A 21,968-nucleotide genomic window follows, 5' to 3' on the forward strand; every position below is an offset into this window, starting at 1 on the left:
CCACAGGGACACAGGGGAAGGAGAAGAAGGCCATGAGTTCAGCGGCACCGCGGCTCGGCGTGCTCGCCTCACGAGTCCGCTTCGAGGAGAAAAGCATCCTGGCAGCCCTGGAGAGGCGTGGCGCCGCGTGCCTGCAGATCGACCCCCGCGCGCTGTCGGTCCGGGCGGGCTCGCCCTGGGCCGGCCCGCGCACCGTCCTCAACCGGGAGGTCGGCCACTACCGGGCGCTGTACGCGGCGAGCGCCCTGGAGTCGACGGGCACGAAGGTGCTCAACACCACCGCCGCGACGGCGGTGTGCGGTGACAAGTGGCAGACGTCGACGGCGCTGGTCGCCCGCGGTCTGCCAACTCCCGAGACCACCCTCGCGCTGACCCCGGAGGCGGCGCTCGAAGCCCTGGAGCAGCTCGGCTACCCGGCCGTGATCAAACCCCTGGTCGGCTCCTGGGGGCGCCTGGTGACCCGGGTGACCGACCCCGCGATGGCCGCGGCCGTCCTGGAGCACCTGGCGGCGCTGCCCTCCCCGCAGTCGCACATCGTCTACGTACAGCGCGAGGTCGCCAAGGCGGACCGGGACATCCGGGTCCTCGTGGTCGGCGGACGGGCGGTCGGGGCGACGTACCGGCGCAGCGATCAGTGGCGTACGAACGTCGCCCGCGGCGCGGTCAGCGAGCGCTGTCCGCTCGACCCGGACCTCACCGCACTCGCGGTGGCCGCCGCGGACACCGTCGGCGCGCACATCGCCGGCGTGGACCTGCTCCAGGACCCCGACGGTCGGCTCACCGTGCTCGAGGTCAACGACCGGGTGGAGTTCCGGGGCCTGCAACAGAGCCATGGGACGGACATCGACGCAGCGGACGCCATCGCCGCCCTGCTCATCAAGGAGGCACAGGCATGATCCGGGCAGCCGTCGTGGGCGCGGCCGGCTACATCGGCGGGGAACTGCTCCGCCTGCTGGTCAACCACCCCCAGGTGGAGGTCGTCGGCGCCGTCTCGCGCACCCTGCGCGGGCGGCCGGTCGACAGCGTCCACCCCAACCTGCGCGGCCGCACCCGGCTGACGTTCTCGTCGTACGACCAACTCGGCCACCCCGACGTGCTGTTCCTGGCCACCCCGCACCGGGAGACCATGCAGCGGATGCCCGAGTACCTCGACTCGGCGCGGGTCGTCATCGATCTGTCCGGGGACTTCCGGCTGCGCGACACCGATGTCTACGAGGACTACTACGGCACCCCGCACGAGGCGCCCGCTCTGATCGACACGTTCACCCCGGGCATCCCCGAGTTCCACCGCGAGCGGCTGCGCAGCGCCGACCGGATCTCCGTGCCCGGCTGCATGGCCACCGCCGGACTGCTCTCCCTGGTCCCGCTGGCCCGCGCCGGGCTGGTGCGGGGTGACATCACGGTGGACGCCCGTACCGGGTCCAGCGGCTCCGGCGCCAAGGCCGGCTCGGAGAACCTGCACGCCGAACGCAGCGGCGCACTGCGGGTGTTCGCGCCCACCCGGCACCGGCACGAGGCCGAGATCGCGCAGGCGACCGGGCACACCATCCACATGACGGCCACCGGCGTCGAGGCGGTGCGCGGGGTGCAGCTGCTGTGCCGGGCGGCGCTTGCCGACGGGGTCGACGAGCGCGCCATCCGCGCCACCTACCGCTCCTGGTACGGCGACGCGCCGTTCGTGCGGATCGTCGCCGCCCGGCGCGGCATGCACCGCTTCCCCGACGCCAAGATCCTGTCCGGCTCGAACTTCTGCGACGTCGGCTTCGCGCTGGACCGCGGGGCCTCCACCGTCACCGTGATCGCGGCCTTGGACAACCTCGTCAAGGGCGGCGCGGGCAACGCCGTGCAGTGCATGAACGTGCGCTTCGGCGAACCGGAGGACCGCGGCCTGGAGTTCACCGGGCTGCATCCCAACTGACCCCGACCGCACCGTCGTACGCCCGCACCCCCGTACGCCTCCGGCGTCCACTCGCCACCGCACCCGCCGAAAGGACCAGGCATGAGCAGCCCGCCCCTGCTGCGCGGCACCCCGCCGCCGGCCGCACCGACCGCCGACCGCCCCGTCGGCCCGTCCGGGGCCGAGGCACCCCGCGGCGGAGCCGAACTGCCCGAGGTCATCACCCGGATCAGGGAGCACATCGTGACGATGTGCGCGTCCGCCGAGGGCGGTCACCTGGGCGGCTCGATGTCCCTGGTGGAGATCCTGGCCGTGCTCTACTTCCGGGTGCTGCGCCACGACCCCCGATTCCCGGGGCAGCCCGACCGCGACATCCTGCTGCTCAGCAAGGGGCACGGGGGCATCGGCCTGTTCGCGGCGCTGTGCGAGGCCGGCTACTTCCCGGCCGAGGAGCTGCAGGCCTACGCCAGGCCGGGCAGCCACTTCACGGCTCACCCGCACCCCGGGATCCCCGGTGTGGAGATGCCCTCCGGCTCCCTCGGCCACGGACTGGCCGTCGGCGTCGGGCACGCGCTGGGGCACAGGCTGGAGGGCTCCGAGCGCCGCTGCTTCGTCGTCATGGGCGACGGGGAGCTGCAGGAGGGCTCGGTGTGGGAGGCCGCCTCGGTCGCCTCCGCGCAGCGGCTCGGCCATCTCACCGCGATCGTGGACCGCAACGGCTTGCAGATCAGCGGCCCCACCGAGTCCGTCGGCGCGCTCGAACCGCTGTCCGACCGCTGGCGCGCCTTCGGCTGGCGGGTGCTGGAGGCCGACGGCCACGACACCGAGGCGCTGACCGACGCGCTGTCCTTGCCACCGGACCCGGAGCGCCCCACCGTCCTGATCGCGCACACCGTCAAGGGCAAGGGCGTCCCCCAGATCGAGGGTCAGGCCCGCAGCCACTACGCCCGCCTCGGCCGCCGCCAGCAGCTCCAGCTCCTGAAGGCCCTGCGCGCGGACGCGGAGGCCCGCCGATGACCACCGCCACGGCTTCCACCGAGCGCCGAGCCGCCCCCGCCGAGCGTTCCGCTCGTGAGGTCTACCGCGACACCGTCGCCGAACTCCTCCCCCGTGAGGAGCGGTTGGTGGTCCTGGACAGTGACACCGGGCTGTTCGGCGGGGTCGACTTCGGGGACGGCACGGACCGGTATCTGAATCTCGGGATCGCCGAGCACACCCTGATGGGTGCCGCGGCCGGGCTCGCCCGTGAGGGGCGGATCGCGGTGGTCAACACGATGGCCGCGTTCGCCGCGTCCCGGGCCCTGGAGGCGGTGAAGCTCGACATCGCGCTGGGCGAGCTGCCGGTGGTGATCGCGGCCACCCACTCCGGGGTGTCGGCCGGTCACCTCGGCCCCACGCACCACGCCCTGGAGGACCTGGCGTCGATGCGGGTGCTGCCCCACATGACCGTGGTGGTGCCCGGCGACCCCGCCCAGACCACCGAACTTCTCTGCCAGGCCCTCGCGTTGGGCGGCCCGGTCTACCTCCGCCTCGGCCGGGGGGCCACCCCCGCCCTGCCGGCCGACGCCGAGCCGCCGCGCCTCGGCAAGGCCCAGATCCTGCGCCGAGGCGGCGACATCACGCTCGCCGCCTGCGGCCCCTACCCGGTCCTGGCGGCCCTGGAGGCGGCCGAACTCCTCGCCGCGGACGGCATCTCGGCGAACGTCCTGCACCTGCACACCGTCAAGCCGCTCGACACCCCGGCGCTGCTCGGCGCGCTGGGCGACCAGCGGCATCTGATCACGGTGGAGGAGCACTGGGCGGCCGGCGGGTTCGGCTCCGCGGTCGCCGAGGAACTGGGCGCGCTGCCGGTCCGGGTCCACCGGGTCGCGATGCCGGACGCCTTCGTGCCGGTCGCCGGCAGCCAGCGCCAGCTTCTCGAACAGGGCGGTGTCAGCGCCCAGTCCATCGCCGCCCGCGCCCGCCGGGCGCTCGGCAACTCCGGGGGAGGCACCCGATGACCACGACAGCACAGCGACCGTCGAACGCCCCGGCAGAGCTCGGCGACGAGTGGCGCGCGGCCGGCTTCTGGCGCGACGAGACGATCCTGCACGACCTGCGCCGCTGGGCCGCCGAGCGCCCCGACAAGCCCGCCCTGGTCTGCTACTCCGGCACCGACGCGCAGACCGTGACGTACGCCGAACTCGCCCGCCGGGTCGACCGGCTCGCGGTCGGGCTGCTCCGGCTCGGCGTGCGGCGCGGCGACGTGGTGACGCTGCAACTGCCCAACTCCTGGGAACTGGTGGCGCTGTGCCTGGCCGCCGCACGGGTCGGCGCGGTCGCCGGTCCCGTCGTACCGACGATGCGCCGCCGCGAGGTGGAGTTCATGACCCGGCTCACCGCCAGCCCGGTCTACATCGCCGCCGCCGAGTTCCGGGGCTTCTCCTACGGCGAGATGAGCGCCGAGGTCGCGGAGGCCGTGCCCACCCTGCGCCACCGGGTGCTGCTCGGCGGCGACGGCCGGGAGGGCGGCCACCTCACCGACGGCGCACTGGACTTCACCCGCGACCTGTACGCCCCCACGCCCGACCCGGACCTGCTCGCGTCCCTCGACTGCCTGGAGGCAGGGCCGGACGACGCCGGGCAGATCATGTTCACCTCCGGCACGACCGGGGAGCCCAAGGGCGTCGTGCACAGCCACAACACCTTGTACGCGATGAACAAGGCGCAGGCCGACGTCCTCGGCCTCGCCGCCGACGAGATCACCGCGATGGGCTCGCCGACCACCCATCAGGCCGGTTTCACCTGGAACTTCGTGATGCCGATGCTGCTCGGCGCGACCGCGGTGCAGGTGGACCGGTGGGACGCGGACCGGATGCTGCGCATCCTCCAGGAGCAGCGGGTGACGTTCTTCATGGGGGCGCCCACCTTCCTGTCCGACCTGATCGACGCCCAGCGCCGCACCCCCCACGACCTGTCCGCGCTGCGCAGCTTCGCCACCGGCAGCGCGCCGATCGCGCCGCTGCTGGTGGAGGACGCCGACGCGCTGCTCGGCTGCCGGGTGTACGCGCTGTGGGGCATGACGGAGAACGGCTGCGTGACCGTCACCCGGCCCGAACAGCCGCCGCTGCGGGCCGCCGAGAGCGACGGCACCGCGGTCCCCGGCATGGAGATCCGCGTCACCGCCAAGGACGGCACCCCCGTACGCCCCGGGGAGAACGGCCGTCTCCAGGTGCGCGGCGCCGCCCAATGCCTGGGCTACTTCCGGCGGCAGGAGGTCTACGACGCCTCGGTGACCTCCGACGGCTGGTTCGACACCGGCGACCTGGCCCGGGACGACGGCAACGGTGGCATCCGCATCGTGGGCCGGGTCAAGGACATGATCATGCGCGGCGCCGAGAACATCCCGGTCGTCGAGGTCGAGGGCGCGCTGCTGCGGCACCCCGCGATCAAGGACGTCGCGGTGGTCGGCTACCCGGACGAGCGGCTCGGGGAGCGCGCGTGCGCCTTCCTGGTCACCAGCGGCCCGGTCCTCGGCCTGCCCGACCTCCAGGAGCACCTGGCCGGGCTGGGCATGGCCAAGACGTACTGGCCGGAGCGGGTGGAACTGCTGCCGGAGCTGCCTCGCACCCCCTCCGGAAAGATCCAGAAATTCGCCCTGCGCGACCTGCTGCGCGCGCCGGGTCACTCCGTCCCTTCCGGCCCCGCCGCCTGACGCCCGCCGCGAGAAGGAAGCACACTCCATGGACTTCACGTTCACCCCAGCGCAGAACGAACTGGCCAAGCGGGTCGCCGAGTTCGCCGCCGAGAAGATCGCCCCGCACCGCCAGGAGCAGGACCGCACCGGCACCTACCGCCCGGACCTGATCGCGGACATGGCCGCCGCGGACCTGTTCGCCCTGCGCATCCCGGAACAGTACGGCGGCCTCGGCCTCGACGCGGTCAGCGCGGGCATCGCCCTTGAGCAGCTGGCCGCGGCCGATCTCGCGGTCTGCTTCCCGGTGCTCAACGCCGCGCTCATCGGCGGTGTCCTCGCCGACAACGGCACCCCGGAGCAACGGGCGGCCTGGCTGCCGCCGATCGCCCGCGGCGAGGCCGTCGTCGCCCTCGCGCTGACCGAGCCCGGCCACGGCACGGACGCGGCGGGCATCCGGATGAGTGCCGAGGCGGACGGTGACGGCTGGGTGCTGACCGGCGAGAAGACCTCGATCATGATCGCCGCGCACGCCACCCACGCGCTGGTCTTCGCCCGCACCGGCGGGGACGGCCCGCGCGGCATCAGCGCCTTCTACATCCCGCTGGACGACGCGCGGATACACCGGGAGCGGCTGACCGATCTGGGCTGCAGGGCCGGCGGCAGGGGCCGTATCGTCCTCGACGGGGTGCGGGTCGGCCGCGGTGAGCTGGTCGGCGAGCCGGGCGGCGGCTTCGCAGCCGTGATGCGCGGCTTCGGGGTCTCGCGGGCGTACATCGCGCTGATGGCGATCGCGGTGGGCAACGCCGCCCTGGACGAGGCGTACGCCCACGCCACCCGGCGGACCGCCTTCGGGCAGCCCCTCGGCCGGTTCCAGTCGGTGGCGTTCCCGCTCGTGGAGCACACCACCCTGCTGCACGCGGCGCGCCTGGTCGCCTACGAGGCTCTGTGCACGGCGGACCGGGGCGAGGATCCCCGCATCCCGTCGAACATGGCCAAGTGGTGGGCGCCCAAGGCCGCCGTGGAGGCCACCCACCAGGCGCTGCTGACCATGGGGCACCTGGGCTGGAGCGAGGACGGGCCGGTCGCCCAGCGGCTGCGGGACGTCATCGGCCTCCAGCTCGCCGACGGCACGGCGGCGGCGACCAAGCTGACGGTGGCGCGCCTCGTCCTGGGCAGGGAGTACGCGCCGTGACGGGGATCCTGCCGCGCTCAGCCGTTCGCCGTGTCGGCCTTCAGGCCCTGCCGGTACACCTGCATCTTGGAACGGGTGCCGCACACCGCCATGGAGCACCAGCGGCCGGTGCGGTTGCGGGCACGGTCGTAGAAGGCCCACTCGCAGCGGTGGTCATGGCAGGACTTCAGCCGCTGCCAGGTGCCTTCCTTGGCCGCCTCGACGACGATCCCGAGGATCTGCCCGAACAGGCCCTGGGCGCCCGTGCGGGCGGGCCGCAGGCCGGGCAGGCCCACGTCGTCGAAGCCGAGGACCAGCGGGGAGTGCGCGGCGACGCGCTCGACGACGGCGCGGGCCGCCGGGTCGGGGGCACCGCCGTTGTTCTCCCGCAGCAACGCCCGCAGGGCCTCGCGGAGTTCGACCGCCCGCCTGCGGTCGGCCTCGGTGACACCGTCGGCGGCGCCGGGCGGACCGTACTCCTCAAGCCAGCGCGTGATCCCCCCGACGGTGGCGAACTCGTCGGGTCCGAACTCCACGTTGAGGCTGTTGACGAAGGACTGCACCAGGGCGAGCCGACCGGGCGCGACCTCGCGGTTCCCCGGTTGCCGCACCCGCGGTCGTCCTGTCGGCTCACTCGACGCCGTGGCCTGTGCCGACATTCCGCTCATGCCGCAGACCTTACCGGTCACTCGCGTTGACCGGTATCCATCTCCACCGCTCCATCTCCACCTCCGTATCCCCCCACGAAAGGAATCCCATGGCCGGGAACACCGGCGGGCGACCGCCGCTCCTTCTGCTGTGCACCGCACAGTTCATGCTCGCCCTCGACTTCGCCATCGTGAACGTCGCCCTTGGCGGCATGCAGCGCGACCTCGGCTTCACCGACAGCGGACTGCAGTGGGTCGTGGGCGCCTACGCGCTCTTCTACGGCGGGTTCCTGCTGCTCGGCGGCCGGGCCGGGGACGTCATCGGCCGCAAGCGGCTGTTCGTCACCGGGCTCACCGTCTTCACCCTCGCCTCGCTCGTCGGCGGCCTCGCCACCGCCCCGTTCGTCCTGGTCGCCGCCCGCGCGCTGCAGGGTCTGGCGGCAGCGGCGGTCTCCCCGGCCGTCCTCGCGCTGATCGCCGCCGGGTTCCCGGAAGGCAAGGAGCGTGTGAAGGCGATGGGTGTCTTCGGCGCGGTCTCCTCCGCCGGCTTCTCCGGCGGTGTCGCGGCCGGCGGTCTGCTCACCGAGTACATCAGCTGGCGTGCGGTGATGCTGGTCAACCTGCCGGTCGGCATCGTCCTGGTCGCGCTCGCCGCGCGGAAGCTCGTCGCCGACCACATCCAGACCCGGGCCACGCGTCTCGACGTGCCCGGCGCGGTCCTCGTCACCTCCGCGATGTGCGCGTTCAGCTACGGCCTGACCGTCGCCTCGGACAAGGGCTGGGGCGCGACCCCGGTCATCGTCTCCCTGACGGCCGGCGCCGTGCTGCTGATCGCCTTCCTGGTGGTGCAGACCCGGGTCTCCACGCCGCTCGTGCCGCTGTCGATCTTCCGCAACCGCAGCCTGTCCTCCGGCAACGCGATCGCGTTCCTGTCGGGCGGTGTGATGTCGGTGTCCACCTTCTTCATCACCCTGTACCTGCAGCAGGTGCTCCACTACTCCTCCGTCAAGACCGGACTCGCCTTCTTCCCGCAGGCGTTCGTTGTGTTCCTCGCCAGCGTCCCGGTGATCCGCCTGACCGAGAAGCTGGGCGCGCGCAACACGCTGACCCTCGGCGGTGTGTTCCTCGCCGCGGGCGGGGCGCTGCTCGCGCAGGTCACGGCGGACAGCTCGTACCTGCTGGTGGTGCTGCCCGGCGGTGTCCTGCTCGGCCTGGGTGTGACGGTCATGATGATCACCACGGCCGTCGCCGCGACCAGCGGGGTCAGCGGACCGCAGATGGGTCTCGCCTCCGGCCTGTACAACTCCAGCCGCCAGCTGGGCGTGGGCCTGTGCCTCGCCCTGGGCGTGGCGCTCGCCGGCATCGCGCACGGCGCGGTCCGGGCCATCCCGATCGACGGCTTCCGCGCGGCGTTCTGGTTCACCGCCGCGCTCTCCGTCGGCATCGTCGCGGTCTCGGCCCTCGGCCTGCGCGGCACGGCGGTCGCCACGGCAGCCCGCCCGCAGGCCGACGCGGCCCCGGGCAAGGAGGCCCTGGGCACCCCGGCCGAGGCGCCGGTGGCGGCCCAGTAGTCCACCGGCGGTTCGCCGCCGTCCCCCGCGCGCGGCCGGCCCTCGCTCCCCCGGAGGGCCGGCCGCCGCGCCCATCCGGTACACGCATGCGGAGAGGATCAGGAACGAGCCATGACTCACATACTCGTCGCGGGCGGCGGCATCGGCGGACTGGCCGTCGCGCTGGGCCAGGCCCGCAGCGGACACCGGGTGACGGTCCTGGAGAGCCGCCCCGAGTTCAGCGAGATCGGCGCCGGAATCCAGCTGGCACCCAACGCCTTCCACGCGCTGGACGCCCTCGGTGTCCGCGACGCCGTGGCCGACCGCGCCGACTTCATCGACGAACTCCGCTTCATGGACGGTACGACCGGACACCGGGTCGCCGCGATGCTGCTGACCGGCGGCTACCGCACCCGCTTCGGCAACCCCTACGCCGTCGTACACCGCGCAGACCTGCACCGTGCCCTGCTCGACGGCTGCCGGGAGTCGGGTGTGGAGCTGATCGCCGGTCAGCGCGTGACCCGCTACGAGCACTCCGACGGCCACGTGACCGCGACGACCGCCACCGGCGACCGCTTCCGCGGCCAGGCGCTCATAGGCGCCGACGGCCTGCGCTCCGCCGTACGCGAGCAGCTCGTCGGCGACGGCGCGCCGCGCGTCTCCGGCCACACCATCTACCGCTCCGTCATCCCGATGTCCGAGGTCCCCGAGCGACTGCGGACCCGGGCCGTGACCCTGTGGGCGGGCCCGAAGTGGCACTTCGTGCACTATCCCATCGGCACCGGCGCCTACCTCAACCTCGCCGCCACCCGCGACGACGGCGCCGTCCACGAGATCACCGGAACCCCCGCCCCCCGCGAGCGGGTCCTCGCCGAGTTCGACGAACTGTCCGACGCCGCACGCCAGGTGCTTCAGCTCGGCCGGGACTGGCGGATCTGGGTGTTGTGCGACCGCGACCCGGTCGAGACCTGGGTGGACGGCCGGGTGGCACTGGCCGGCGACGCCGCCCACCCGATGCTCCAGTACGCCGCCCAGGGTGCCTGCATGGCCCTGGAGGACGCGGTGGTGCTCGCCGCGCTGCTGCGCTGCGACCCGGCCGACGTCTCCCAGCGCCTGGAGAAGTACAACGGCGTACGGCGCGAGCGCACCGCCCGCACCACGCTCACCGCCCGCTGGATGGGCAGCGAGCTGTACCACGCGGCCGGTGCCCGCGCCGCCGAGCGCGACGCGCTGCTCGCCTCGCACTCCGCCGAGGACCTGTACGACGTGGTGTCCTGGCTGCACGGCGCCACCGACTTCACCACCGTTTGACGCGCACGGAAGGCAGATGCCCGTATGGCCGCCCAGCACGACGACGCCAAAATGCTGCACTTTCCCGCCGAGGAGGACCTGGAGAACTGGCTCGAAGAACATCACGCACTGTCGAGCGGGGTGTGGCTGAAAATCGCAAAGAAGGGTTCCGGAATTCCCTCGGTCAATTCCACCCAGGCCCTCGACGTGGCCCTGTGCTACGGCTGGATTCCGGGCCAGCGCAAATCGCTGGACGAGCGTTTCTTCCTGCAGAAGCTCACCCCTCGCCGGCCGCGCAGCGTGTGGTCGATGGTCAACATCCGCAAGGTCGAGGCGCTGATCGAAGCCGGGCGGATGCGCGAGCCGGGCCTGGCGGAGATCCGGGCCGCGCAGGCCGACGGCCGCTGGGCCGCCGCCTACGAATCACAGGCCCTCGCCGAAGTGCCGGAGGATCTGGCGGCCGTGCTGAGCGAACGGCCGGGCGCCACCGAGCGGTTCGAACGGCTTGACCGCACCAAGCGCTACGGCCTGATGCTGCCGCTCCTCAAGGCGGTCGGCGAGCAGAACCGGGCCGCCCAGCTGAAGAAGATCATGCAGAAGCTGGAGTCCGCCGAGAGCTGAAGCCCCAAAAGCGGTCACCCAAGTAGCCGTCGCCCGGCTCCACACAGCGGGCGGCGGCTTCTCGCTTCCATAAAGGATCCGTCACCGCACACCCCCGGCTTCCGGCATTCCGGAAACTATTCTTCCCGGCATGACTCTTCACGTACGCCATTGGGGCACGGGCGACCACGTCGCCGTACTCGTCCACGGAATGCTGAGCAATGGGGAATGCTGGTGGGAAATCGGCCCGGCGCTGGCCGAGCGCGGCTATCGGGTGGTGGCCGTGGATCTCCCCGGCCACGGCCTCTCCCCCGCCGACCCCGACGCCGACCTGGACAGCTTCGTCACCGCTCTCCTGAAGTCCGTACCGACCGTTCCGGCGCTCGCCGTCGGCCACTCGATGGGGGCCTTCGTGCTCGCCTCCGCCCTGGACCGGCTGGCCCCCGAGCGGGTGGTGTACGTCGACACGCCCTTCGGCCCCAGCCGGGCCGACTTCGACTCCCCGACGCTCACCGCGGCGTACACCAAGGCGAAGGAGCGCCGTACGCTCGACGCCCTCGACCGGCAGGAACCCGGCTGGCAGCAGCAGGACCGGGTCGTCGAGGCGCGGGCGGCCGAGCAGTTCGACGTGGCCACCTCGGTGAGCCTGCTCGCCTCGGTGGCCGGGATGGACTTCGCCCCGCCGGAGCACGTCCCCTCGCTGATGATCCGCCCCGAGCCCAGCCGCTTCGTCCCGCCGGCCGCGGTCGAGCAGCTGACGGCCCGGGGCGTACAGGTGCGGTCGGTCGAGGGGGGCGGGCACATCACCTGGTACGGCCACCACACGGAGTTCATGACGGCGCTCGACGGCTGGCTTGCGGAGCCGCTGCCGAAGGCCGCCTGAAGCGTCCCCCGTACGCCCGCCCCTGTACGCCCAGAGCCCCACCGGTCGAAACCGGCGGGGCTCTCTGATGTGGTGTCCGGTCAGGCGGCGGCTGCCGGGACCCGGTCCGCGACCAGGGCCGCCATCCTCGCCACGGTCGGCTCGTCGAAGAGGTCGACGATCTCGATGTCCACCACGAACCGCTTGCGCACCAGGTCGGTCAGCCGGGCGGCGCGCAGCGAATCCCCGCCCAGTTCGAAGAAGTTGTCCTGCACGCCCACGCCGTCGAGTTCCAGCACCTCGGTCCACAGCCTGAGCAGCGCCTCCTCCAGCTCCCCGGCGGGGGCCTGGTACGGGGTGTCGATCTCGGGGCGCGAGCGCGGCGGCTCGGGCAGGGCGGCCCGGTCGATCTTGCCGTTGACGCTGAGGGGCAGCCCGCCGATGACGTACACGGCCGGGACCATGAACGACGGCAGCCGCTGGGACAGCCCGCGACGGATGTCGCGCACCGACGGCACGGTCCCCTGGCTGGGCTCGACGTAGGCGGTCAGCTGGACGTCGCCCTGCCCGTCCTGACGGGCGAGTACGGCGGCCTGGTCGACCCCCGGCAGGGTGGTGAGGACGACCTCGATCTCGCCGAGGTGAACCCGGTTGCCGCGCACCTTGACCTGGTTGTCGGTGCGGCCGACGATCTCGATGCTGCCGTCCGGCCAGTACCGGGCCAGGTCTCCGGTGCGGTACATCACGGGGTGGCGGGCGGGGTCGATCGGGTTGCGGATCCACTTCTCGGCGGTGGCCTCCGGACGGCCCAGGTAGCCGGCCGAGAGGCTGACGCCGGCGATGCACAGCTCGCCGACGAGGCCCGGCGGCAGCGGGCGCAGCTCCTCGTCGAGGACGTACGTGGTGACGTTGGTGGTGGGGCGGCCGATCGGCGGCAGCCGGCGATCCCTGCCCTGAGCGCCCAGTTGCTCGCCGAGTTCGGTGATGTCGCAGCTGGCGACGACGGTGGCCTCCGCCGAGCCGTAGAGGTTGATCAGCCGGAACGGCAGGCCGGCCGGGGGCCAGGACTGGATGCGCTCGCCGCACACCCGGATGTTCTCGAGCGGGGTGCCCTCGGGCCACTCCAGGCGCCACAGCCGCTCGGCCATCGGCTTCATCAGCAGGGTGGTGGTGATGCCCTCGCGCAGGAACCACTCCTGGAGGCGGTGCTCGGAGGAGACCACCGACACGTCGGGAATGTGCACGGTCCCGCCGCGGGCGAGGACGGGGAAGCATTCGACCTCGATCATCCCGTAGCCGGGGGCGGCGAGCCAGGTGCCCTGGGAGGCGGCGGTCATACCGCACAGTTCGGCCATGCTGTGGATCAGGTTGCGGGCGGCGCCGAAGCGGACCATGACGGCCTTCGGGGCACCGGTGGAGCCGGAGGTGTAGCAGATGTGGATCAGGTCGTCCGCGTCGACCGGCTCGCTCACCTCGGTGTCCGGCTCGGTGCGCCAGTCGTCGGTGTCCAGGGCGATCACCGGGGCGAGGCCGCTGACCTTGTCCGCATGGGCGGCGAGGGTCAGTACGACGGCGGCGGAGGCGTCCTTGATCATGTAGCGGACGCGGTCGGCGGGGAAGTCGCTGTCGAGCAGGATCGCCGCGCAGGCCAGCTTGAAGCAGGCCAGCTGGGCGACCAGGCTCTCCGCGCTGCGCGGGAAGCAGACGCCGACCCGGTCGCCGGGACGCACGCCCCGGGCGGCGAGCCGATGCGCCAACTGGTTGGCCCGGCCGTCGAGTTCGCGGTACGTGAGCCTAGTGCCGGGAAGGATCACCGCGAGCGCGTCGGGGGAGCGGCGCGCGTGCTCGGCGACCAGCTCGTGGAAGTACTCCGGGCCCACCGGCCCCTCGGTGTCGTTCCACTCCACCAAGGTGCGGTGCAGCTCCTCGTCGGTCAGCAGGGCGATGTCCCGGACGGTGCCGTCCGCGTCGGCCGCCAGGGCGGCGAGGATCCGCTCCAGGTGGCGGGCGTACTGGTCGGCGGCCTCGGCGTCGAACTCGTCACTGTCCAGGGCGAGTTCCAGGCCCTCGCCGGTCGCGGAGAGGGTCAGCGCGGCGAGCGCCGCCGACGCGGGCCCGGTGGCGTCGACGGCAGCGTGCGCCGGCCGTCCGGTGCCGCCCTCTTCGGCGACGGGGGCCTCGGGTACGGCGCGCAGGAGATCCCCGGCAGTGGTCGGTCCGTCGACGCGGAGCGCGACCGTCTCGGTGGCGCCCGGCTGCCGGCGGCGGCCTATCAGCAGGTCGGTCTCTCCCGAGTACTTGTGCACGAGCGCCGCCAGGGCGGCCGTCGCGTACACCTCGGACCGCTCGGCGACGACCGCGGGGGCGTCGATGGCACGCCGGTGCAGCGCGCCGCTCCGCGCGCCGTCCAGGACGCGCGCCAGGGGCAGGGACGAACTCGTGGTGACAGCCACGGCATTGGTTCCTCTCGGGTGTTGTTCCGGGTGGACTACAGGGGGTGTGCTCAGGCGGCGGAGGCCCGGCGGGTGTCGATCGCCGCGGCCAGGTCGTCGACCATGTGGGCCGTGGTCGACCAGTCCACGCACGCGTCGGTGACGCTCTGGCCGTACACGAGGCGGTCGGTGCGGCCGAGTTGGAGGTCCTGGCGGCCCGCGGTGAGGAAGCTCTCGATCATGACGCCGGCGATCCCCTGCTCACCCGCGGCGATCCGGCGGGCGATGTCGGCGATGACGAGCGGCTGCCGCTCGTGGTCCTTGTTGCTGTTGCCGTGGCTGGCGTCGACGATCAGCCGCTGCGGCAGACCGGCGGCGGCCAGTTCCTCCAGCGCGGCGGCGACCTGCGCGGGACCGTAGTTGGGACCGTCGGCACCACCGCGCAGCACCACATGGCCGTCGGGGTTGCCCTGGGTCGCGACGACGGCCGCCCGGCCGTCACCGTCGATGCCCGGGTAGACATGGGCGCGGGAGGCGGCGACGACGGCGTCCACCGCGTCCCGGACCCCGCCGTCGGTCGTGTTCTTGAACCCGATCGGCATACCGAGGCCGCTGCAGAACTGGCGGTGCACCTGGCTCTGCACCGTACGCGCCCCGATGGCCCCCCAGGCGACCGCGTCGGCCAGGTACGGCGGGACCAGCGGGTCCAGGAACTCGCAGGCCACGGGCAGTCCCATGCCGGCGATCTGGGCCATCAGGCCGCGGGCGAGCCCCAGCCCGCCGGGCAGGTCGTGCGAACCGTCCAGGCCGGGGTCGCTGAGCAGCCCCTTCCAGCCGACCCGGGTACGCGGCTTCTCCACGTACACCCGCATGACGACGATCAGCTGATCCCGGCTCTCCGCGGCGAGCGCGGACAGCCGCTCGGCGTATCCGAGGGCGGCGTCCGGGTCGTGCACGGAACACGGGCCGGTGATGACGACCATGCGGTCGTCGTGGCCCGCGAGCACCCGGCCGATGTCGCGGCGGGCCAGCGCGGTGGTCTTCTTCGCGAGGGCGGACAGGGGGATCTGCGCACGCAGCGCGACCGGGCTGGGCAGCACCTGCGGGGGCGCCGGGGCGGCGGGGGCGTTCGGGGCGATGCTCGCGGTACGAAAGGGAGTCATGGACGTGATCCGTTTCCTTGGGCGAAGGGTGCGGACGGGGCGGTGAAGGCCGTGTGGGGCGGCGGCGCCGGTCTGGTGCTGCGGGGGGCGCCGGGTCGCTCAGACGCCGTCGGCCGTGAGGACCGCGGCGGAGAAGGTGAAGCCCATGCCGGTGCCGATCACGAGGATGCGGTCGCCGGGGGTCAGCAGGTCGTTCCTGAGCAGGTGATCGAGGCCGTACATCTGGTCGCAGGGGCCGAGGTGCCCGATGGTCAGGCCGAGTTCGTGCACGGTGTCGCGCGGGGTGATGCCGAGCGGCCGTATGAAGCTCTCGCGGTACAGGGTCCGGCCGACGAACGGGGTCAGGAACCAGTCGATCTCGTCGGCGGTGATGCCGGCCTCGTCCAGGGCGCGTCCGACCACCTGCCGGGTGCAGTCGGCGACGCGGGTGTGCACGTCCCTGAGCGTGACCTCGCCGGACGCCAGGAACTCACGCGTCCTGCGCCGCATGTCGGGCTGCCCCTCGGGCACCGTACGGAACGGCTCGGCGCCCCGGGACAGTCCCTCCAGGACGGTGTCGGTCCGGCTCACCAGTGAGCGCAGCCGCAGCCGCCCGGTGTCACGGGTGACGACCCCGGCGGCGGCGCCGTCGCCGAAGACCATGCCGGGGGAGGTGTAGAAGCGGTCGGTGGGCGGCGCGAACCGGTCGGCCAGGGTGATCAGCACCGACGGCACGTCCGGGCGGGCGATCAGCGTGGAGGCGGCGACGTCGAGCGCGGCCAGGGAGCCGTTCGACCAGGCGTTGACCGTCGTCGGAGTGGAGTCGACGTGCTCGCCCAGCAGCTCCCGGGCGATCCAGCAGGCGGCGGGCCACAGGTCGATGCCCTGGAAGTGGCCGTGGCTGTGCAGCAGCAGGGTGTCGGTGTCGACACGCGCTCCCTTCTCCGCCGCTTCCTTGACGGCCTGCCGGCCCGCGGTCACTGCCATCTCGGGCGGCGCCTGTGTGGCCCGCGCGTAACTGACCATGCCGGTGCTCTCGGCGGCCTCGGCCGAGTACCGGCCGTCGGCGACCGCCGCGGCCACCGGCTCGAACGCGCCGAGGGTTCCTCCGGTGCCGGCGATCCAGATGTTGTCGAAGCGCATCGGACGGTTCCTTCCAGGGTGGGGCGGCGGGATAAGGAGTGCTGCGGCGGTGGGACAAGGGGTGCCGGGGCTGCGGGGGAAGAGGGTCGAGCGGTACGAAGGCCCGGCGCGCATCGCCAGGCCGCGCTACCATCAAAAACGTTATGCCGGTATCGAGGCCGGGACAACGGCCCCTCGATAAGGGCCCGTTACCTCACCGAGCAGCTCCGCGATCAGCTCCCCGAGCAGTTCGGGACCGTGCCGCGTCAGCACCGACGCGGGGTGGAACTGGACGGAGGCGAAACCGGGCCCGCGCAGCGCGTGCACCTCGCCGTCCGCCTCGCGGAACACCCGCACCAGACCGTCCCGTTCGGGGCACTCGACGAGGTCCTGGGCGCTGTGCGCGGCGAAGGTGCTGTAGAAGCCCACGGGCTCACGGCGCCCGAAGCAGTCGATCGTGCGCTGCACCCCCTGGCTGGGCACGCTGCGGCGCACCAGCGGAAGCCCGAGCAACGTGCTGAGCACCTGGTGCCCGAGGCAGACGGAGAAGAACGGGATGCCGTCCCGCAGCAGCCGCGAGGTCACCCCGCGCAGCCGGGCGATCTTCGGGTCGGCCGTCTCCCGGGGGTCACCCGGACCGGGCCCGACGATCACCAAGTCATAGTCGACGAGCGGGAGTTCGTCGTCGTGGCGGCGTACGTCGACGTACGGCCCGTGCGCCTGGAGCAGATGGCGAGCCATGTGCGTGAAGGTGTCCTCGGCGTCGATCACCAGGATCCGGCGCCCGGACAGCGCGGCCGACGGCCGGGCCCGCTCGCGCGGGTCCTCGAACCAGAAGCCGGCCAGCGGCCGGTTGCGCTCGGCCAGCGCGGCCCGCACCGCCGGATGCGCGGCCAGCGGCTCCGGCCGTCCGGCGGCGGACCCCGGCCGCGCACCGACCGGTGTCCGCAGCGCCTCGATCAGCCCGGCCGCCTTGGCCCGGGTCTCCGCGGCCTCCGCCACCGGGTCGGAGTCGCGGACCAGGGTGGCGCCCACCGGGATCCGAACCCGCCCCGTCGCGTCGATCTCCGCCGTACGTATGAGGATGGCCGAGTCCATCCGCCGGGCCCCCGAGCCGTCCCGGCCGATCAGGGCCGCGACCCCCGCGTAGTGCCCGCGCCCCTCCGGCTCGTGACGGCTGATCACCTCGCAGGCGCTCTCGAGCGGGCCGCCGGTGACGGTCGGCGCGAGCAGCGTCTCGCGCAGGATCTCCCGTACGTCCAGGGAGCTGTGGCCCTCGATGAGGTACTCGGTGTGGGCGAGCCGGTCCATCTCCTTCAGGAACGGCCCGGTGACCCGTCCGCCCAGGTCGCAGACCCGGCCCGTCATCTTCAGTTCCTCGTCGAGGACCATGTACAGCTCGCCCGCCTCCTTGGGGTCGGCGAGGAAGGCCAGCACCTCCTCCGGAACGGGCCCGCCCGGCGGATAGCGGTACGTGCCGCTGATCGGGTTCATGACGACCCGGCCGGCGTCCAGGCTGACATGGCGCTCCGGTGAGGCGCCGACGAAGGTGCGCTCCCCCGTGTGCACGACGAACGACCAGTGGCTGCCCGGGGCGCGGCCGGCCAGCCGGCGGAAGAACGACAGCGCGGTCCGCGCCGACCAGCCCTCGATCCGCGCCGTGAAGGACCGCCGGAGCACGAAGTTGGCCCCCGCGCCCCGCCCGATCTCCTCGGCGAGCACCCGGCGCACCCGGGCGGCGTACTCCTCGTCGTCGGCGTCGAAGCGGCCCTCGTCCATGGCGATCGGCACGTCCGGCAGCTGTTCGAGGACGTCCCCCAGCGGCAGCACCGCCTGGTCGTCCACGGCCAGGGCGATCAGCGGCGCCCCGTCGTCGGCACAGGCGAAGCCGCGCTCGCGGATCTGCCGGTACGGCAACAGCGCGAGCACCTCGTGCCGCTCTCCGGCCGGCTCGTCCGCAGTGGGGTCCGCGAGGGGGATGTCCGAGATCAGCTCGTGTACGGCGACCCGCCCGGTCAGTACGTCGATCCGGTCGGGCCCCGTCGCGCCGGGCCGGTACAGCAGCGCGAACGGGGGCGGCTCGGCGCCGAGGACGCGCTCGAGGATCGGGTGCGCGGTCATGACCGTCCCCCCGCCATCGCGGCCCCCGCCGTCTCGGCCATCGTGCCCATCGCGTCCAGCACTGCCCGCGTCGGCAAGGTGACCGAGCAGCGGCCCGCGACGTACTCCAGCGTCTCCCGATGCCGCCGGGCGGAGAAGTCGGCGATCGCGTCGCTCACCACGAAGGTCTGGATGTCCTGCGAGAAGCCCTCGTGCGCGGTCATGAGGATGCCGACATGGGCGTACACCCCGCAGATCACCAGCTGGTCGCGGCCGGTGCGGCGCAGCATGCCCAGCAGATCGGTACGGCAGAACGCGCTCGGCCGCCACTTGGTGAACACCTCGTCACCGGGGCCCGGGGCGATCCGCTCCGGGATGGCGCGGTGCTCCTCGTCCGCGCTCATCCCGGCGCCCCAGAAGTCCTTGAGCAGCCCGCGCTGCTCGTCGTTCATACCGCCCGGCTGGGCGGTATACACCACGGGCGCGCCGGCCGCCGCGAACGCCCCGCGCAGGGCCTCGGTGTGGTCGAGCAGATCGGTCAGCGGCTGCCGGCCGGTGTCCGGACCGCCGTACCCGAAGGGGCTGAGGAAGTAGTTCTGCAGATCGTGGACGAGCAGCACCGCACGGGCGGGATCGACCGTCCACGAGGCGGTGTTGCGCGGGAGTTCGTCCTCCGTCGGCATCGGATAGGGGTCGATGAGAGGGATCGCCATGGTGGCTCCAGGGTCTGAGCGGGTCGGGGGAAGCAGGGGCCGGCCGGACCGGCCCGGTGTGGTCAGGCTCCGAGCGCGGCGCCGCCGTCCACCACGAGGGAGTGCAGGGTGATGTGCGCGGCCTGCTCGCAGAGGAGGAAGAGCACCGCGTGCGCGATGTCCTCGGGCCGGGCGAGCCGGCCCAGCGGGATGCCCACCCGGTAGGTGTCCGGTGAGCCCTCGACGGACGGCCGGGCGAAGTCGCCGTCGGCGTACATCGAGGTGAGCATCGGGGTCTCGGTGGAGCCGGGCGCGACGACGTTGCAGCGGATGCCGTACCGCGCGACTTCCAGGCCGAGGGTCCGGGTGAAGCTGGTCGCCGCCGCCTTCGACGCCGCGTAGGCCGCCATGTTCCAGCGCGGTACGCCCGCCGAGTTGGAGGCGACGGTCACCACCGCGCCCGAGCGGCGCGGCACCATCCGTCCGACGACCGCCCGGCTGACGTGGAAGACGCCGGTGGCGTTGACCGCGAAGGTGAACTCCCAGTCCTCGTCGCTGTATCCGGTGACCTCCCCGGTGCGCAGCACCCCGGCCGCGTTCACCAGGTGGTCCAGTGGCCCGAGTTCGGCCTCGGTGCGCTCCACCGCGGCGTCCACCTCGGCGCTGGAGCGCACGTCGGCGCCCAGCGCCAGCACGCTCGCCCCGTCGGCCTCCAGCTCCTTCACCAGCGGCTCCAGGGCGGCCCCGTCGGCGTCGAGCAGGGCGACCCGGGCACCGGCGGCGGCAAGCTCGCGGGCCACGGAAGCACCGATGCCGCCGGCGGCGCCGGTGACGAGGGCCGTACTGCCGTACAGGGCGGCCTGCACCTTGGACTCGCTCATCCCGCCTGCCTCCATCCCGTGTGATGTGCGGCCGCCGCCCGGCGGCGCCGTTCAAGCGTCTCGGTCCGGCGGCGCAGCACCGCCGCGACCGTGTCGGCGTCCACGCCCAGGCAGCGCACCGTGAAGGAGGACAGGGCCTCCAGGTACTCCGCCTCCAGGGCGTCCTCGTCGAGCTCCGTGGAGCGGCCGTCCTCGATCAGGACCCGGCCGGCGACGACGACGGTCTCCACGTCCATGGAGCCGCCGAGCGACAGGAACCCCTCCAACGGGCGCGGATTGAGCAGATAGCGCCAGTCGCCGGCGGGCACTAGCAGCAGGTCCGCCTGCTTGCCCGGCTCCAGGCTGCCGATCCGCTCGCCCTGGTCCAGGCCCCGGGCGGGCAGCCGGGTGGCCATCGCGAGAGCGTCGGTGGGCAGCACCTCGGTCGGGTCGGCGTACATCTCGTTGTAGAGCTGCCACACCGCCCGCATCGCCTCCGGCATCCCGCCGAGCGGTACGGCGGCCCCGTCGGTCGACACCGACACGTCCAGCCCGGCCCGCCGGAATTCCGGGATCACCCGGGTCTCGGAGACGGTGGACTCGCCGGCCTGCCCGTACTTCGCGGGCGAGTGGCTGATGTGCGCGCCCGCGTCGATGAGCAGCGCCCGCTCCCCCGGGTCGGCGAAGCCGCAGTGCACCGCCATGAACCGGTTCGACAGCAGCCCGGCGTCGGCGAACCGCCGTACCGGAGTGGCGCCGTAGTAGGCCAGCATCACGTCGGCCTCGTTGCGCAGCGCGCCCACGTGGGTGGCGAACGGGACGTCGTAGCGGGCGATCAGGTCGGCGAACCCGGCGGCGAGTTCGTCACTCATGTTGGTGCCGTAGACGGCGGTGGGCCAGGCCCGTACGAGACCGTCGGGGTCGGCAGCGCACTCGTCGAGCAGTTCCTCGATGCGCTGGAGCTCGAGGTCGGTGTCGCGGGTGCGCCGGAAGCGGCTGTCGCCGGGGGCGCAGACCGCGTCGGCGGCCCAGGTGCTCACCGTGACCCGCATCCCCAGATCCCGGGCGGCCCGGGCCAGCGCCTGCGGCTGGTTGAGGGAGCCGACGTCGCCCAGCGTGGTGACACCAGAGCGCAGCTGGGTCCACATCGAGTAGCGGGCGATGGCGAGGGCCTCGTCGGGGGTGAGCCGGTCGACATGGTCGTGGAAGGTGTCGAAGACGACGGAGATCTGCGGCACGTCGCCGCCCAGCGCCATGAACACCGGTTTGTCGTCGCGGTCCGAGGCGGAACGCAGCGCGCCCTTGAAGGGGAAGCGCATCGCGAACATCTCGTGCCAGTGGGCGTTGACGAAACCGGGCAGGATCATCCGGTCGTGGGCGTCGATGACGCGCAGCCCGCCGGCTCGGTGCTCCGGCCGGATCGCCGCCTCGACCTCGGCGCTCGGACCGGCGGCGACGATCAAGCCGTCCGCCGCGAGCACCGCGCCGTCGGGCACGACCCGGTCGGTGGTGTCCGCGGGGTAGAGCACCCCGCCACGGATCAGCAGGGCGCCCATCACGCCGCTCCCGTCTCACGCACGGCCCACGCCTCGCCGAGGTGCCGGTGCCAGGCGTCGAGGGTCGGGGCGCCGGTGAGCGCGGCGAAGTCGACGGGGATGCCCTGCCGACGCCACCGGGTCACCAGCAGCATGGCCTCCAGCGACCCGAGCCCGAGGTGCACCAGATGGGCGTCACCGTCGATCTCTTCGGGCGGGACACCGATGGCCTGGCCGACGTCACGACGCAGCTCGTCGAGGGAGAGGGGGGTGGTGCGGCGGGGGGCGCGGGGCCGTACGGAGGAAGTGGGGGAGGAAGGGGCAGTAGGGGCAGGAGATGGGGTGGTGGGTACGGTCATGGTGTTCACCTCGTGGGTGTCGATGCGGGCGGT

Annotated in this window: 19 protein-coding genes; 10 read left to right on the top strand and 9 right to left on the bottom strand. The window is 72.9% G+C overall.

Going from position 1 to position 21,968, the window contains the following annotated elements; translation table 11 throughout:
- The first annotated feature begins 32 nt into the window (after positions 1-32).
- From IEY95_RS26800 to IEY95_RS26825, 6 genes are all read left to right on the top strand, one after another.
- Positions 33-896 (top strand): RimK family alpha-L-glutamate ligase, encoded by an 864-nt coding sequence (locus IEY95_RS26800; protein ID WP_189188686.1) that lies wholly within the window; start codon positions 33-35, stop codon positions 894-896.
- Entirely contained in the window at positions 893-1,918 is a 1,026-nt protein-coding gene (gene argC / locus IEY95_RS26805) for an N-acetyl-gamma-glutamyl-phosphate reductase (protein ID WP_189188687.1), read from the top strand. Before IEY95_RS26800 ends, argC begins: the two co-directional genes overlap by 4 nt.
- Before the next feature lie 81 nt (positions 1,919-1,999).
- Positions 2,000-2,914: a transketolase gene (locus IEY95_RS26810; protein WP_189188688.1), complete on the top strand. Its 915-nt coding sequence runs from the start codon at positions 2,000-2,002 to the stop codon at positions 2,912-2,914.
- Positions 2,911-3,897 (top strand): transketolase family protein, encoded by a 987-nt coding sequence (locus IEY95_RS26815; protein ID WP_189188689.1) that lies wholly within the window; start codon positions 2,911-2,913, stop codon positions 3,895-3,897. Before IEY95_RS26810 ends, IEY95_RS26815 begins: the two co-directional genes overlap by 4 nt.
- The gene (locus IEY95_RS26820) at positions 3,894-5,591 is read left to right on the top strand and encodes an AMP-binding protein (RefSeq protein ID WP_189188690.1); all 1,698 of its coding nucleotides are present in this window, start codon (positions 3,894-3,896) and stop codon (positions 5,589-5,591) included. Before IEY95_RS26815 ends, IEY95_RS26820 begins: the two co-directional genes overlap by 4 nt.
- A gap of 28 nt (positions 5,592-5,619) precedes the next feature.
- On the top strand, positions 5,620-6,765 hold the full coding sequence (locus IEY95_RS26825) for an acyl-CoA dehydrogenase family protein (RefSeq protein ID WP_189188691.1): 1,146 nt from the start codon (positions 5,620-5,622) through the stop codon (positions 6,763-6,765).
- A gap of 17 nt (positions 6,766-6,782) precedes the next feature.
- Here IEY95_RS26825 and IEY95_RS26830 read toward each other — a convergent pair whose 3' ends face one another.
- On the bottom strand, positions 6,783-7,412 hold the full coding sequence (locus IEY95_RS26830; RefSeq protein WP_229703399.1) for a CGNR zinc finger domain-containing protein: 630 nt from the start codon (positions 7,410-7,412) through the stop codon (positions 6,783-6,785).
- Between the two features lie 89 nt (positions 7,413-7,501).
- Between IEY95_RS26830 and IEY95_RS26835 the strand changes: the two genes are divergently transcribed.
- From IEY95_RS26835 to IEY95_RS26850, 4 genes are all read left to right on the top strand, one after another.
- The gene (locus IEY95_RS26835; RefSeq protein WP_229703400.1) at positions 7,502-8,962 is read left to right on the top strand and encodes an MFS transporter; all 1,461 of its coding nucleotides are present in this window, start codon (positions 7,502-7,504) and stop codon (positions 8,960-8,962) included.
- A 111-nt stretch (positions 8,963-9,073) separates the two neighbouring features.
- Positions 9,074-10,252 (top strand): 3-hydroxybenzoate 6-monooxygenase, encoded by a 1,179-nt coding sequence (locus IEY95_RS26840; protein ID WP_189188692.1) that lies wholly within the window; start codon positions 9,074-9,076, stop codon positions 10,250-10,252.
- A 24-nt stretch (positions 10,253-10,276) separates the two neighbouring features.
- Complete coding sequence (locus IEY95_RS26845) at positions 10,277-10,852, top strand: YdeI/OmpD-associated family protein (protein WP_189188693.1); 576 nt, start codon at positions 10,277-10,279, stop codon at positions 10,850-10,852.
- Positions 10,853-10,982: 130 nt separating this feature from the next.
- Positions 10,983-11,714: an alpha/beta fold hydrolase gene (locus IEY95_RS26850; RefSeq protein WP_189188694.1), complete on the top strand. Its 732-nt coding sequence runs from the start codon at positions 10,983-10,985 to the stop codon at positions 11,712-11,714.
- An 80-nt stretch (positions 11,715-11,794) separates the two neighbouring features.
- Here the strand turns inward: IEY95_RS26850 and IEY95_RS26855 are convergent, their stop codons facing one another.
- The 8 genes from IEY95_RS26855 to IEY95_RS26890 form a co-directional block, all read right to left on the bottom strand.
- Complete coding sequence (locus IEY95_RS26855) at positions 11,795-14,146, bottom strand: non-ribosomal peptide synthetase (RefSeq protein WP_189188695.1); 2,352 nt, start codon at positions 14,144-14,146, stop codon at positions 11,795-11,797.
- A 50-nt stretch (positions 14,147-14,196) separates the two neighbouring features.
- Positions 14,197-15,288, bottom strand: coding sequence for a 3-deoxy-7-phosphoheptulonate synthase (locus IEY95_RS26860; RefSeq protein WP_189188696.1), 1,092 nt, complete (start codon positions 15,286-15,288; stop codon positions 14,197-14,199).
- 99 nt (positions 15,289-15,387) lie between these two features.
- Positions 15,388-16,410 (bottom strand): ketoacyl-ACP synthase III family protein, encoded by a 1,023-nt coding sequence (locus tag IEY95_RS26865; RefSeq protein WP_189188697.1) that lies wholly within the window; start codon positions 16,408-16,410, stop codon positions 15,388-15,390.
- Positions 16,411-16,551: 141 nt separating this feature from the next.
- Positions 16,552-18,510 carry an anthranilate synthase family protein gene (locus tag IEY95_RS26870; protein WP_189188698.1) on the bottom strand — a complete coding sequence of 653 codons (1,959 nt, stop codon included), beginning with the start codon at positions 18,508-18,510 and terminating at the stop codon, positions 16,552-16,554.
- On the bottom strand, positions 18,507-19,202 hold the full coding sequence (locus IEY95_RS26875) for an isochorismatase family protein (protein WP_189188699.1): 696 nt from the start codon (positions 19,200-19,202) through the stop codon (positions 18,507-18,509). Before IEY95_RS26875 ends, IEY95_RS26870 begins: the two co-directional genes overlap by 4 nt.
- Before the next feature lie 62 nt (positions 19,203-19,264).
- On the bottom strand, positions 19,265-20,062 hold the full coding sequence (locus tag IEY95_RS26880) for a 2,3-dihydro-2,3-dihydroxybenzoate dehydrogenase (RefSeq protein WP_189188700.1): 798 nt from the start codon (positions 20,060-20,062) through the stop codon (positions 19,265-19,267).
- Entirely contained in the window at positions 20,059-21,597 is a 1,539-nt protein-coding gene (locus IEY95_RS26885; protein ID WP_189188701.1) for an amidohydrolase family protein, read from the bottom strand. The genes IEY95_RS26880 and IEY95_RS26885 overlap by 4 nt, the downstream gene beginning before the upstream one ends.
- Entirely contained in the window at positions 21,597-21,935 is a 339-nt protein-coding gene (locus IEY95_RS26890) for a phosphopantetheine-binding protein (RefSeq protein ID WP_189188702.1), read from the bottom strand. Before IEY95_RS26890 ends, IEY95_RS26885 begins: the two co-directional genes overlap by 1 nt.
- Positions 21,936-21,968: the final 33 nt, after the last annotated feature.

Source organism: Streptomyces albiflavescens, from assembly GCF_014645835.1.
Taxonomy (GTDB): Bacteria; Actinomycetota; Actinomycetes; order Streptomycetales; family Streptomycetaceae; genus Streptomyces; species Streptomyces albiflavescens.